Here is a 12,268-nt window from a genome sequence, read left to right as displayed (position 1 = left end):
AGCGCTGCTGCTCCTGCGACAGGGCAATCCCGCTCCCACAAGGGCGGCGCTATGGTGCAGAATGGCCGCACTTCCAATCTGCCAGGAGGGTAGCCCGTGGAGGCTCTCGACGCATTGCTCAACCGTGTTTCCGTGCCACGCCTGACTGAACCGGCGCCCAATGCCGCCCAGCGCGAGGCCCTGTTCCAGGCCGCGCTACGTGCGCCGGACCATGGCCAGTTGCGTCCCTGGCGCTTCCTGACTATCGAGGGGCAGGGCCGCGAGAAGCTCGGCGAGCTGTTCGCCGAGGCGGTGCAGGCCAAGGGCGATGCCACTCCGGCCGCGCTGGACAAGGCCCGGGCGATGCCGCTGCGGGCGCCGTTGCTGATCGTGGTGATCGCCCGCTTGCAGGATCATTTCAAGGTGCCGAAGATCGAGCAGCGCCTGGCCGCCGGCTGCGCCGCCCACGGCATCCTCGTTTCCGCCCACGCCCAGGGTATCGGCGCCGTGTGGCGCACCGGCGACATGGCGTACGACGCCCATGTCCACGAGGGCTTGGGCCTTGAGGCGAGTGAAGAGGTGGTCGGCTACCTGTATGTCGGCACGCCGATGGGCGAGCCGCGCACGGCGCCGGTCCTGGAGACGGCGCGGTACGTCAGCGCCTGGGGCGAGTGAGCATTGGGGCCGCTCTGCGGCCCCGCGATTTGTCAGCCAGCACTGAGGTTGCAGGGAAGCGCCAGCGTCGCAATGAACCCACCCTGCGGATGATTGCCCAGCACCAGGCTTCCGCCATGGCGCTCAGCCGCCTTGCGCGCAATCGCCAGCCCCAGGCCATGCCCCGGCGCCTCCTGCCCCGGCGCCCGGAAGAACGGCTCGCCCAACTGCGCCAGGTGCTCTGCCGCCACCCCCGGCCCATGATCGCGCACGCTCAGCACGATGCGATCCTGTTCGCGGCGGGCATGCACCTCGATCGGCTGCCCGGCCGGATTGAAGCGCAGGGCATTGCGCAATAAATTGTCCACCGCCCGTTCGATCAAGGTCGGCCAGCCGTGCAAGGTCAGGCCTGTCTGCGCCTCCAGTCGCACGTCCTGTTCCGGCGCTGACAGTTGGGCGTCCTTGCGCACGCCGCCCAGCAAGGCATTGAGGTCAACGGGCTCGGCATGGGCCTGGTCGGCATCGACCCGGGCCAGCACCAGGATCTCGCTGATCAGGTCTTCCAGACGATCGCACTCGCGGGTCAGCCGCGGCCACAGGGCCTGGCGCTGCTGCGGTTCGGCGCGCTCGGCCAGGGCCAGGGCGATGCGCAGCCGCGCCAGCGGCGAGCGCAACTCGTGGGATACATCGCGCAGCAGCTGGCGCTGGCTGCCGATCAGGCTCTGCAGGCGCGCGCCCATCTTGTTGAAATCGTTGGCCAGCACGCCGAACTCGTCGCGGCGCACTGCCAGCCGCGCCAGGCTGTTCTGCTGGTAACTGGTCTGTCCAAGGTCGTGCACCGCGCCGCGCAGGCGGCTGAGCGGTCGGGTGATCGACAGGGTGACCAGCAGGCTGAACAGGGTCAGTACCACCAGGGCGATCCCCAGGGCGCTGAGCGGCCAGATCAGGCTCTCGCGGTGCCAGGCGGCCAGTTCGGGGTGGGGAATGCGGTAGATCAGCAGATAGGTCTCGCCGCTGGTGGGGCTGGTGTATTCCTCGGTCAGGCGGCGCCAGGGCAGGCGGCGCTCGTCGTTGTGCTGGCGCGCCTCGAAGGCGGCGGCGCGGCGCGGGAAGGTACCGGGCACCACGGCATCGCCGCTGTCGTCGAGCACCTGCACGTCGATCTTGTAGCGCTGCTTGCGTCGCTCCAGGAAGCGCTGTGACGACTCCAGGCCGTCCTGTTCATAGTGTTGGGCCCAGTGACTGGCCAAGTTGTTCAGGCCCGGATGGCGGCTGAGGATCCAAGTGTCCTGGTTGAGCATGTGCCCGAGCAGGATCGACAGCCCGGCGACCAGGGCGATGGCCAGCCAGAAGCTGGCCAGGATGCGCCAGAACAGTGAACGCAAGACGAGCACCTCCGAGAAAGGGCGAAAGCCCGGCCCGCGGGGGCGCGGGCCGGGCATCGGGCTGACAGCTTACTGGGCCTTGCCGGCTTTTTCAGCCTTCCAGGCCTGGAACTCCTTCCATTCGGCCTTGCGCGCGGCGCGTTCCTTCTGCAATTCGTCGAACTTCTTCTGCTGCTCGGGCTTGAGCAGGGCGCGAATCTGGCCGTCGGTCTTGTCGTGGCTGGCCTTGAGTTCGTCCTTCATCGCTTTCTGCTCGGCGGCCGGCAGCTTGGCCATGTAGCGCTCGGTGATGTCGCGGCGCTGCTGCATCTGCTCGCCCATCAGCTTGCCGATCTGCTGGCGCTGGTCGCGGCTCAGGTCCAGCTGGGCGAAAGGCGCGTCACCGCGATGATGGGGGCCGTCGTGGCGCGGGCCGCCGTCAGGCATGGCCATGGCCACGGTCGGCAGGGCGGCGGCGAACATCAGGGCGATCAGGGTCTTGCGCATGGTGTCTCTCCTTTCAGGGGCCGGCGGTTACCGGATGAGCCCAGTCTAGGGAGATCAAGGTCAAGGGCGGTCAGGCGAGGGTAAAGGCTGGGTAAAGATGAGCGGGGGCGCGAAGCGGCCCCCCAACGCCTACAAGCTGTAGTAGTAGCCGCGGCTGCGCAGGGCAACGATGCGCGGGCGGCCATCCGGGTGCGGGCCGATCTTCTTGCGCAGGTTGCTGACGTGCATGTCCAGGCTGCGGTCATAAAGCGTGAGCTTGCGACCCAGGCCGATCTGCGCCAGTTCCTGCTTGTCCAGCGGCTCGCCGGGCTGGCGCAGCAGCGCCTCGAGGATGCGGCTCTCGGACAGCGTAAGGGTCATCTCGCGCTCGTCGATGCTGACCACGCCACGCACCGGGCTGAAGGTCAGGTCGCCGATCTCGACCTGGCTGCTGGGCGCGCTGGGGTGGCTGCGGCGCAGCACGGCGCGCAGGCGGGCGGTGAGCTCGCGGGGGTCGCAGGGCTTGGCCAGGTAGTCGTCGGCGCCCAGCTCCAGGCCGAGGATGCGGTCCAGCGGCTCGCCCCGGGCCGAGAGCATCAGCACCGGCAGGTCGGTGTGCTCGCTGCGCAACTGTTTGAGCAGTTCCAGGCCGCTGCCATCGGGCAGCATGACATCCAGCACCACCGCCGCCGGGGCGTGGGTGGCCAAGGCCTGGCGCGCACTCTGGCCATCGTGGCAGGCGCGCACCGCAAACCCTTCCTGGGTCAGCCAGCTGCCGAGCAGCTCGCACAGTTCCTGGTCATCATCAATCAGTAACAGCTCGCTCATGTCTCACTCAATTCAACCATTGCCGGCGTCTTCTGTGTCCGCCGCTGGCTAAGATACCGCAGACTGCCGACAACAGTGCAACGACCGAACCGATCAGGAACCACTGCTGCTGGTCGGTGAGCAGGCGCTGGGGCGCGCTGCTGGCGGCCTGCAGCTCCTTGACCGCCAGCTTCAGACGCTGGTTGTCCTGGCGCAGGCGCGAGAGTTGGGCGCTTTCGCGCGCGTTGTCCTGGTTCTGCAGTTGCAGGGTCAGCGCGTCGCGCTGTTTCTCGCTTTCTTCCAGGCGCTGCTGCAGCTCGGTGATCCGCGCCCCGGCTTCCAGCGACAGCGGCTGTTCGGCCGCGGCGAAAGGGGACGACAGCAACAGGCAAAGCAGCAGGGACATCGGACCTTGACGCATTGGAACTCCTGATTCGTATCGATTCAGGAGGTTGTCGGCCGGTTGTCGGAATTTATGAATAGCGCAGCGCGGGGTGTGGCAAGAAGCAGGCTTTGTCGGCGCGGCCTTGGCCTGCTACCACAAGGCCTGTGCTCAACAGCCCGTTTATGGCAGGACTTGCTTGAATGGCTTGACCACGACCTTGTCGTAGACGCCCGCGGCGATGTACGGGTCGGCGTCGGCCCAGGCCTGGGCCGACGCCAGCGAATCGAACTCGGCGACGATCAGGCTGCCGCTGAAACCGGCGGCTCCCGGGTCGTTGCTGTCGATGGCAGGGTGCGGGCCGGCAAGCACCACACGGCCCTCGGCCTTGAGCTGTTGCAGGCGCTCAATATGGGCGGGGCGTGCGGCCAGGCGTTTTTCCAGGGAGTTTTCGACGTCGCTGGCGATGATGGCGTAGAGCATGTCAGTCCTTGGGTTTGGAGGTGGAAGGGTCGGTATCGTGCAGGTGACGCGACAGGTAGACACCCTGGGCCACCAGGAACAGCACGGTCATGCCCAGGCTGCCGAACACCTTGAAGTCGACCCAGATGTCCTGGAAGGTGAAGGCGACGAACAGGTTGGCGGCGCCGCACACCAGGAAGAAGCCGATCCACGCCAGGTTCAGGCGGGTCCAGACTGTTTCAGGGAGTGTCAGGGCGTGGCCCATGATGCGCTTGATCAGCACCCGGTCACCGATGAAGTGGCTGCCGGCGAAGGCCAGGGCGAACAGCCAGTTGACCACCGGCGCCTTCCATTTGAGGAAGGTCTCGCTGTGGAAGGCCAGGGTCAGGCCGCCGAACACCAGGCAGGCGACCAGGGTCAGCAACTGGCCCTTTTCCAGCTTGCCGTGGCGCAGGAACAGCGCGCCGTAGACCACCACGGAGCTGGCGATCAGCATGGCGGTGGCGCTGTAGATCCCGCCAAACTCGAAGCCGTGGCCGGCGAATTCGACCGGGCGCGGGTCCAGTTTGTAGACAATGAAGAACAGCAGCAGCGGGATGAAATCGATGAATTGTTTCACAGTGGCAGCCAGAAGCGGGATGTGACGGCATAATAACAAACATCGATTCCTGCGAAAGCGCTCCTCCATGAATGTTGATCTGCACTGTCACAGCACGGCCTCCGACGGCGCCATGTCGCCCACGGCACTGGTCGCCCGGGCCCATGAGCACGGGGTGCGGATGCTGTCTCTCACCGACCACGACACCCTCGAAGGCCTGCCCGAGGCCCGCCAGGCCTGCCTGGACAACGGCATGCAGTGGATCAGCGGGGTGGAGTTGTCGTGCACCTGGGGCGGCGCCACCATCCATGTGCTGGGTTACGATTTTCCGCTCGGTGCCCCGCCCTTGCTCGAGGCCATCGACAACCTGCACCGTGGCCGCTGGCTGCGCGCCGAGGAAATCGACCGCAAGCTGGCGGCCAAGGGCATGCCCGGCGCGCTGGACGGCGCGCGCGCCGTGCAGCAGGAGCTGGGCGACAGCGGCAACGCTCCGGCGCGCCCGCACTTCGCCGAATTCCTGGTGCGCGCAGGTTTCGTCAAGGACCGTGGCGAGGCCTTTCGCAAGTGGCTGGGCGCCGGCAAGTTGGGGGACGTCAAGCTGCACTGGCCGACGCTGGAGGAAACTGTCGCCACGTTGCGCCAGTCCAATGCCTGGGTGAGCCTGGCCCATCCCATGCACTACGAACTGACCCGCAGCAAGCGCAGACGGCTGATTGCCGACTATATTCAGGCAGGAGGGCAGGCGCTGGAGGTGGTCAATGGGATGATGCCGCCCGAGCAGGTGGGGACCATGTCGATCCTTACCCGTGAGTTCGGCTTGCTGGCAAGCGCCGGCAGTGACTTCCACGGCCCTGGCACCTGGGGCGAGATCGGTGCCTACCGGCCATTGCCCGAGGACCTGCCACCCCTGTGGCGCCGATTCCGACATGAACAGCCTATGGCGGTATGAACAGGACGACTACGTGAGCCAATTTTTCCAGATCCACGCGGAAAATCCGCAGGCGCGCCTGATCAAGCAGGCGGTCGAGATCATCCGCAAGGGTGGGGTCGTGGTCTACCCGACCGACTCGGCCTATGCGATGGGCTGCCAGATCGGCGACAAAGGCGCCATCGAGCGGGTGCGCCGCCTGCGCCAGTTGGACAAGAACCACAACTTCACCCTGCTGTGCTGCGACCTGTCCGAGATGGGCACTTTCGCCAAGATCGACACGGCGACGTTCCGCCTGCTCAAGGCGCACATTCCGGGGCCCTATACCTTCATCCTCAATGCCACCCGTGAAGTGCCGCGCCTGTTGTTGCACGACAAGCGCCGTACCATCGGCTTGCGCGTGCCGTCCAACCCCATCGTCCTGGCCCTGCTCGAAGAGCTTGGCGAGCCGCTGATGAGCGTCAGCCTCATCCTGCCGGGTGACGATGAGCCGATGACCGATCCCTACGAGATCCGCCAGCGCCTGGAGCACCATGTCGACCTGATCATCGACGGTGGCTTCGGCGACCTGAAGGCTTCGACCGTCATCGACCTGTCCGGTGACGAGCCGGAGCTGATCCGTGAAGGCTGCGGCGACCCCACGCCGTTCCTGGTCAACGTGTGAGCCAGCTGGAAGCGCCCGAGGCGCCGGCCCTGGAGGCTGAAGCGCCGCAGCAGTTGCAATTGGCCCTGGTCTACGGCGAAGCCCTGACCGAGCTGCCGGTGGACCTGTACATCCCGCCGGACGCGCTGGAAGTGATCCTTGAGGCCTTCGAAGGCCCGCTGGATCTGCTGCTGTACCTGATCCGCAAGCAGAACATCGACATCCTCGACATCCCGGTGGCCGAGATCACTCGCCAGTACATGGGCTATGTCGAACTGATGAAGAGCGTGCGCCTGGAACTGGCCGCCGAGTACCTGGTGATGGCCGCCATGCTCGCCGAGATCAAGTCGCGCATGTTGCTGCCGCGCTCCAGCGAGATCGAGGAAGAGGAGGGCGACCCGCGCGCCGAACTGATCCGCCGCCTGCAGGAGTACGAGCGCTTCAAGGCTGCCGCCGAAGGCATCGATGAACTGCCGCGGGTTGGCCGCGACGTCGTCGTGCCGCGCCTCGAGGCGCCCCAGGCCAAGGTGCGCAAGCTGCTGCCGGAGGTGGCGCTGGAGGAGATCCTGCTGTCCATGGCCGAGGTCATGCGCCGCAACGACCTGTTCGAGAGCCACCAGATCACCCGCGAGACCTTGTCGACCCGCGAGCGCATGAGCGAGGTGCTCGAACGCCTCAAGGGCGGTGGCTTCGTGCCTTTCGTCGAACTGTTCACCCGCGAGGAGGGCAAGCTCGGCGTGGTGGTGACCTTCATGGCGATTCTCGAACTGGTGAAGGAATCGCTGATCGAACTCGTGCAAAATGAGCCTTTCGCCCCGATCCACGTCCGTGCCCGGGCAGAGTGACCTGACGACTACCGATGAACCTGAACGAACCCCGCGAACTGGCGTCGCTGATCGAGGCCTTCCTGCTTGCCTCGGGCAAGCCGCAATCCCTCGAACGCCTTCACGAGTTGTTCGAGGAGGCCGAGCGCCCGGCCCCCGCTGTTTTCAAGAAGGCCCTGGAGGTGCTGGGCAAGTCCTGCAGCGGCCGTGCCTTCGAGCTCAAGGAGGTGGCCAGCGGCTATCGCCTGCAGATTCGCGAAGACTATGCGCCCTGGGTCGGTCGCCTGTGGGAGGAGCGCCCGCAGCGCTATTCCCGCGCGCTGCTGGAAACCATGGCGCTGATCGCCTATCGCCAGCCCATCACCCGTGGCGAGATCGAGGACGTGCGCGGCGTGGCGGTCAACAGCAACATCATCAAGACCCTGATGGAGCGCGAGTGGATCCGTATCGTCGGCTACCGCGAGGTGCCTGGCCGGCCGGCGATGTTCGCCACCACCAAGGTGTTTCTCGATCACTTCAACCTCAAGAGCCTCGACGAGCTGCCGGCATTGGCCGAGTTGCGCGAGTTGGAGCCTGAACCGATGCTCGATCCGGACGAGGCGCCGGTGCCAGCGCATCTGCAAGCCATGGCCGATGCCAGCCTGGACGAGGAGGGCGAAGAGGTGGAGTCCAAGGAGGAGACCAGTTTTCGCTCGCTGCTGGTTGAGCTGGATGCGATGGAAGAGGGGCTCAAGACCGATTTCGATGATTTGCGCGATGAGGCGTCCATCGAGCCCGAGGATGAACCAAAGGCCTGACTGCCGGCTTTGTGGGAGCGGGCTTGCCCCGCGATGAGGCTGGCATCGCCAACGCATACCTTTGGGCGGAACCTACAGAGCTATCATCAAAAACCTTCTACCCTCCAGTGCGTTCCCCCGCCGAACCGCGTATGATGCGCGCCCGCTTTCACTACTACACCGGGAGGTGCCCAGATGAGTGACAAAGACCTGCAAGACCAACAACCTACCCCGCCGTCCGGCGAAAAGCTGCAGAAAGTGCTGGCGCGCATCGGCGTCGGCTCGCGTCGTGACGTCGAGGCCTGGATCGGCCAGGGCCGTATCAAGGTCAACGGCGTCGAGGCCACCCTGGGCCTGCGCGTCGACCTGCACGACGCCATCACCGTAGACGGCAAGCTGATCAAGCGTGTCGAGGCCGCCGAGGCGACCCGCCGCGTGATCATGTACAACAAGCCCGACGGCGAAATCTGCACCCGTGACGACCCGGAAGGCCGCCCGACCGTGTTCGACCGCCTGCCGCGCCCGAAAGAGGGCCGCTGGATCAATATCGGCCGTTTGGACATCAACACCACCGGCCTGCTGCTGTTCACCACCGACGGCGAGCTGGCCAACCGCCTGATGCACCCGTCCTATGAAATGGACCGCGAGTACGCCGTGCGTGTGCGCGGTGAGGTCGACGACGACATGATCGATCGCCTCAAGGCCGGCGTGGTGCTCGAGGACGGTCCGGCCAAGTTCACTGACATCCAGAAGGCACCGGGCGGCGAAGGCTTCAACCACTGGTACCACTGCGTGGTGATGGAAGGCCGCAACCGTGAAGTGCGCCGCCTGTGGGAATCACAGGGCGTGGTGGTCAGCCGCCTGAAGCGTGTGCGTTTCGGCCCGGTGTTCCTCAACTCCGACCTGCCGATGGGCCGCTGGCGCGAAATGAGCCAGGGCGAGATCGACATCCTGGCCGCCGAAGTCGGCCTGCAGCCAGTGGCGCTGCCGGAGATGAAGCTCAAGGCCAAGGACAAGCTCGAGCGTCTGCAGCGCAAGTCGACCCGTCCGCTGGGGCGTGGCGAGCGTGTGCGCACCTTGCGTCCGGCTGCCGAAGGTAAGGCCGAGCGCCCGGCGCGCGCGCCGCGTGAAGAGTCTGCGCCGCGCAAGAGTGGTCGTGGCAGCACGGTGGCCGAGCGCCCGAGCGAGATGCGCAAGCGTCCGGCCCGTCCCGAGGGCGACAAGCCTGCCGGCCGTGGCCGCGGCAAGCCGCGTGGCTGATTCACCCCGGTAGCGAAAGAGCCAGCCTTCGGGCTGGCTTTTTTGTGGCTGCGGTTTATGGCACGGGGCAAATCGGCCCCAAGTACCTGAACAGACAGAAATTTTCCCGGCCAGTGGCAAATTTTCAAACCACTATGTAAAGAAAATTATACGATTCGAGGCCTTTTCCTCGGCTTGCCAGTGATTTACCGCTCTTCGTCACAAAATCTTTCCAAGACTTGCGCGCCAGAGCCTCCCCGACACCCTTTCCCCCCTTCCCAAACCTCTGCCCAAACGCTGAGATAGCGCCATTGCCGTGTGCAGAGCCAGGCAGGATAGCCAGGCATCGAAAACAACAAAATGGAGGCGCCATGTACGCCGATCACTCCGCCTTTTCAGGCCTTCACCCCAGGACCGGTGCGTTTTTTCCACAGGAAACGATGCAACGCGTTGACGCCTGCGCGTTTGCAGGGGTATACAATGCGCCGCGTTTTACCTGTGACCCCCTTGCGTACCGCGCACTCTTGCTGACACCCGGTTGATCCGTCCGGGCACCTCGCCCGTCAGGACAGTCCCGTCCAAGAACCCAAGGTAACCACCTTGCCCATTCCGCTGCGCCACGAGTGCGGTGGGTCCGATTCCGTCACAGATAAAAACAAGCAGGTGACTTCGTTCATGAGTGGACATAATTCACAGTCTGGCGAGCTCAAGCGTGGCTTGAAGAACCGCCATATCCAACTGATCGCCCTGGGTGGCGCGATCGGCACCGGATTGTTCCTGGGCTCGGCCGGCGTGATGAAGTCCGCCGGTCCGTCGATGATCCTCGGCTATGCGATCTGCGGCTTCATCGCCTTCATGATCATGCGCCAGCTCGGCGAGATGATCGTCGAAGAGCCGGTGGCCGGTTCGTTCAGCCACTTTGCACACAAGTACTGGGGTGGTTTCGCCGGCTTCTTGTCGGGCTGGAACTGCTGGGTGCTGTACATCCTGGTGGGCATGTCGGAGCTGTCGGCAGTGGGCAAGTACGTCCATTACTGGTGGCCGGAGATCCCGACCTGGGTGACCGCGGCGGCGTTCTTCCTGCTGATCAACGCCATCAACCTGATGAACGTGAAGTTCTTCGGCGAGGCCGAGTTCTGGTTCGCGATCATCAAGGTCGCCGCTATCGTCGGCATGATCGGCCTGGGCGCCTACTTGCTGACCAGTGGCAGTGGCGGCCCGGAAGCGTCGGTGACCAACCTGTGGGCCCATGGCGGCTTCTTCCCGCATGGCGTCAGCGGCCTGGTGATGGCCCTGGCCTTCATCATGTTCTCCTTCGGTGGCCTGGAAATGCTCGGCTTCACCGCAGCCGAGGCCGACAAGCCGAAGACCGTGATCCCCAAGGCGATCAACCAGGTCATCTACCGCATCCTGATTTTCTACGTGGGCGCCCTGGTGGTGCTGCTGTCGCTGACCCCGTGGGACAGCCTGGTGGCGAGCATCGACGCTTCCGGCGGCAGCTACGGCAGCAGCCCGTTCGTCCAGGTCTTCTCGCTGCTGGGTAGCGACGTGGCCGCGCACCTGCTGAACTTCGTGGTCCTGACCGCGGCGCTGTCGGTGTACAACAGCGGCACCTACTGCAATGCCCGCATGCTGCTGGGCATGGCCGAGCAGGGCGATGCCCCGGCGGCGCTGGCCAAGGTCGACCGTCGCGGCGTGCCGGTACGTTCGATCCTGGTGTCGGCGGCCGTGACCCTGATCGCGGTACTGCTCAACTACCTGATGCCGCAGAATGCCCTGGAGCTGCTGATGTCGCTGGTGGTGGCGACCCTGGTGATCAACTGGGCGATGATCAGCTACTCGCACCTGAAGTTCCGCCAGCACCTCGACCGCACCGGCCAGAAGCCGCTGTTCAAGGCGCTGTGGTACCCGTACGGCAACTACCTGGTGCTGGCCTTCGTGGTGCTGATCCTCGGCATCATGCTGCAGATCCCGGGCATCCAGGTATCGGTGTACGCCATGCCGGTATGGCTGGTGGTGATGTATGTGGCCTACCAACTGAAGAGCAAGCGTGGCTCCCAGGCCAATGGCGCTGCTGGCAGCATCGCCAAGTAAGCACTGAGGCGCACCAACAAAGAACCCGATGCCGGGTAACGGGCATCGGGTTTTTTGTTGCCTGTGTCGGCCTCAGATCTGTTCGAGCAACCAGCCGCGAAACGCCCGCAGCGAAGGCAATGCCTCATTCCTGGGCGGATAGATCAGGTAGTAGCTGCGTTGGCTGGCAAACGGTGTGCCCGGGCTGAAAAGTTCGCCGCTGGCCAGTTCCTCCTGCACCAGGATTCTGGGCACCAGGCCAATGCCTATGCCTGCCCGAACCGCTTGAATCAAATGCGAGGTCAGCTCGAAACTTGGCCCAAGGCGCATCGTCCGGTGGGGCAGGGCATGGTGGGAAAACCACTCGCCCCAGGCATGGGGGTTGTTGGCGACGTTGAGCAGTACCTCCTCGCTCATCCTTTGCGGGTTCCAATGCCCGTCCACCTTGGCTTCGGGAGGCAGGATCACCACCAGTTCCTCGGCGTGCAGGCGATGGCAGACCAGTCCGGGCAGGTCGTGGGTGGCCACGCCGATGGCCGCGTCGATCTCGCTGGTGTCGAAGTTGATGGCTTCGATACGGGAATGAATGTGTACCAGCATGCCGGGGTGGGCGCTGTAGAACGCATGCAGGCGCGGCAGCAGCCATTTCGAGCCGAAGGTCGGCAGGGTCGCCAGGCGCAGGGTGCCGACCCCGGACTGGTAGGCCAGGGCCTGCAAGGTGGCGCTGCGGATCCGGCCGAGGGCCTCGCTGAGCTCGCGCTGGTACAGGCGGCCGACATCGGTCAGCTGCACCTGGCGCCCCTCGCGACGGAACAGGGTGAGCCCCAACTGTTGCTCCAGCGCCTGCACCTGGCGGCTCACCGCGCTCTGGGTCAGCGAAAGCTCGGCGGCGGCGCGGGTATAGCTTTCATGCCGCGCGGCCGCCTCAAAGGCCAGTAGCAGCGACATGGACGGCGTGAGGTGGCGGTAATTCATTCATAAAGCTCATTGATAGCGGCAGGAATATCCATTTGCCCCTGGCGCGAAACTACAGGAACATTGGCCTGTTCGATA

The 12,268-nt window shown here is 65.0% G+C and carries 14 protein-coding genes; 7 read left to right on the top strand and 7 right to left on the bottom strand.

Annotation, left to right across the window (positions count from 1 at the left end; translation table 11 throughout):
* The first annotated feature begins 96 nt into the window (after nt 1-96).
* Nucleotides 97-654: a nitroreductase family protein gene (locus tag AC25MA_RS17280; protein ID WP_028691093.1), complete on the top strand. Its 558-nt coding sequence runs from the start codon at nt 97-99 to the stop codon at nt 652-654.
* 32 nt (nt 655-686) lie between these two features.
* On the opposite strand, the gene AC25MA_RS17275 is transcribed toward AC25MA_RS17280, so the two are convergent.
* The 6 genes from AC25MA_RS17275 to AC25MA_RS17250 form a co-directional block, all read right to left on the bottom strand.
* Complete coding sequence (locus AC25MA_RS17275; RefSeq protein WP_062360639.1) at nt 687-2,075, bottom strand: sensor histidine kinase; 1,389 nt, start codon at nt 2,073-2,075, stop codon at nt 687-689.
* A gap of 12 nt (nt 2,076-2,087) precedes the next feature.
* On the bottom strand, nt 2,088-2,504 hold the full coding sequence (locus tag AC25MA_RS17270) for a Spy/CpxP family protein refolding chaperone (protein ID WP_028691091.1): 417 nt from the start codon (nt 2,502-2,504) through the stop codon (nt 2,088-2,090).
* A 129-nt stretch (nt 2,505-2,633) separates the two neighbouring features.
* Complete coding sequence (locus AC25MA_RS17265) at nt 2,634-3,311, bottom strand: response regulator transcription factor (RefSeq protein WP_028691090.1); 678 nt, start codon at nt 3,309-3,311, stop codon at nt 2,634-2,636.
* Nucleotides 3,312-3,318: 7 nt separating this feature from the next.
* On the bottom strand, nt 3,319-3,696 hold the full coding sequence (locus tag AC25MA_RS17260; protein WP_371349942.1) for an SH3 domain-containing protein: 378 nt from the start codon (nt 3,694-3,696) through the stop codon (nt 3,319-3,321).
* Nucleotides 3,697-3,855: 159 nt separating this feature from the next.
* Nucleotides 3,856-4,155: a YciI family protein gene (locus AC25MA_RS17255; RefSeq protein ID WP_028691088.1), complete on the bottom strand. Its 300-nt coding sequence runs from the start codon at nt 4,153-4,155 to the stop codon at nt 3,856-3,858.
* Nucleotide 4,156: 1 nt separating this feature from the next.
* On the bottom strand, nt 4,157-4,753 hold the full coding sequence (locus AC25MA_RS17250) for a septation protein A (RefSeq protein ID WP_028691087.1): 597 nt from the start codon (nt 4,751-4,753) through the stop codon (nt 4,157-4,159).
* Nucleotides 4,754-4,820: 67 nt separating this feature from the next.
* On the opposite strand from AC25MA_RS17250, the gene AC25MA_RS17245 reads away from it, so the two are divergent.
* The 6 genes from AC25MA_RS17245 (at nt 4,821) to AC25MA_RS17220 (ending at nt 11,236) form a co-directional block, all read left to right on the top strand.
* On the top strand, nt 4,821-5,681 hold the full coding sequence (locus tag AC25MA_RS17245) for a PHP domain-containing protein (RefSeq protein ID WP_028691086.1): 861 nt from the start codon (nt 4,821-4,823) through the stop codon (nt 5,679-5,681).
* Nucleotides 5,682-5,694: 13 nt separating this feature from the next.
* On the top strand, nt 5,695-6,324 hold the full coding sequence (locus AC25MA_RS17240; protein WP_036986145.1) for an L-threonylcarbamoyladenylate synthase: 630 nt from the start codon (nt 5,695-5,697) through the stop codon (nt 6,322-6,324).
* A 5-nt stretch (nt 6,325-6,329) separates the two neighbouring features.
* Complete coding sequence (locus AC25MA_RS17235; RefSeq protein ID WP_486950477.1) at nt 6,330-7,148, top strand: segregation and condensation protein A; 819 nt, start codon at nt 6,330-6,332, stop codon at nt 7,146-7,148.
* A gap of 14 nt (nt 7,149-7,162) precedes the next feature.
* Nucleotides 7,163-7,924 carry an SMC-Scp complex subunit ScpB gene (gene scpB / locus AC25MA_RS17230; protein ID WP_062360641.1) on the top strand — a complete coding sequence of 254 codons (762 nt, stop codon included), beginning with the start codon at nt 7,163-7,165 and terminating at the stop codon, nt 7,922-7,924.
* 174 nt (nt 7,925-8,098) lie between these two features.
* Nucleotides 8,099-9,163: a 23S rRNA pseudouridine(2605) synthase RluB gene (gene rluB / locus AC25MA_RS17225; protein ID WP_028691082.1), complete on the top strand. Its 1,065-nt coding sequence runs from the start codon at nt 8,099-8,101 to the stop codon at nt 9,161-9,163.
* A 654-nt stretch (nt 9,164-9,817) separates the two neighbouring features.
* Nucleotides 9,818-11,236, top strand: coding sequence for an amino acid permease (locus AC25MA_RS17220; protein WP_062574784.1), 1,419 nt, complete (start codon nt 9,818-9,820; stop codon nt 11,234-11,236).
* Nucleotides 11,237-11,308: 72 nt separating this feature from the next.
* Here the strand turns inward: AC25MA_RS17220 and AC25MA_RS17215 are convergent, their stop codons facing one another.
* A complete protein-coding gene (locus AC25MA_RS17215; protein WP_028691080.1) occupies nt 11,309-12,190 on the bottom strand; it encodes a LysR substrate-binding domain-containing protein in 882 nt (293 codons plus the stop codon).
* Between the last annotated feature and the right edge of the window lie 78 nt (nt 12,191-12,268).

This window comes from Pseudomonas sp. P65(2024) (assembly GCF_057480955.1).
The sequence above is the reverse complement of the archived record's forward strand: the minus strand, read 5'-3'. Positions and strand labels throughout refer to the sequence as shown.

Coding starts and splice junctions, on each gene's coding strand:
- AC25MA_RS17275 (WP_062360639.1), bottom strand. CDS start 2,075: ATGCCCGGCCCGCGCCCCCGCGGGCCGGGCTTTCGCCCTTTCTCGGAG.
- AC25MA_RS17270 (WP_028691091.1), bottom strand. CDS start 2,504: ATGCGCAAGACCCTGATCGCCCTGATGTTCGCCGCCGCCCTGCCGACC.
- AC25MA_RS17265 (WP_028691090.1), bottom strand. CDS start 3,311: ATGAGCGAGCTGTTACTGATTGATGATGACCAGGAACTGTGCGAGCTG.
- AC25MA_RS17260 (WP_371349942.1), bottom strand. CDS start 3,696: ATGTCCCTGCTGCTTTGCCTGTTGCTGTCGTCCCCTTTCGCCGCGGCC.
- AC25MA_RS17255 (WP_028691088.1), bottom strand. CDS start 4,155: ATGCTCTACGCCATCATCGCCAGCGACGTCGAAAACTCCCTGGAAAAA.
- AC25MA_RS17245 (WP_028691086.1), top strand. CDS start 4,821: ATGAATGTTGATCTGCACTGTCACAGCACGGCCTCCGACGGCGCCATG.
- scpB (WP_062360641.1), top strand. CDS start 7,163: ATGAACCTGAACGAACCCCGCGAACTGGCGTCGCTGATCGAGGCCTTC.
- rluB (WP_028691082.1), top strand. CDS start 8,099: ATGAGTGACAAAGACCTGCAAGACCAACAACCTACCCCGCCGTCCGGC.
- AC25MA_RS17220 (WP_062574784.1), top strand. CDS start 9,818: ATGAGTGGACATAATTCACAGTCTGGCGAGCTCAAGCGTGGCTTGAAG.
- AC25MA_RS17215 (WP_028691080.1), bottom strand. CDS start 12,190: ATGAATTACCGCCACCTCACGCCGTCCATGTCGCTGCTACTGGCCTTT.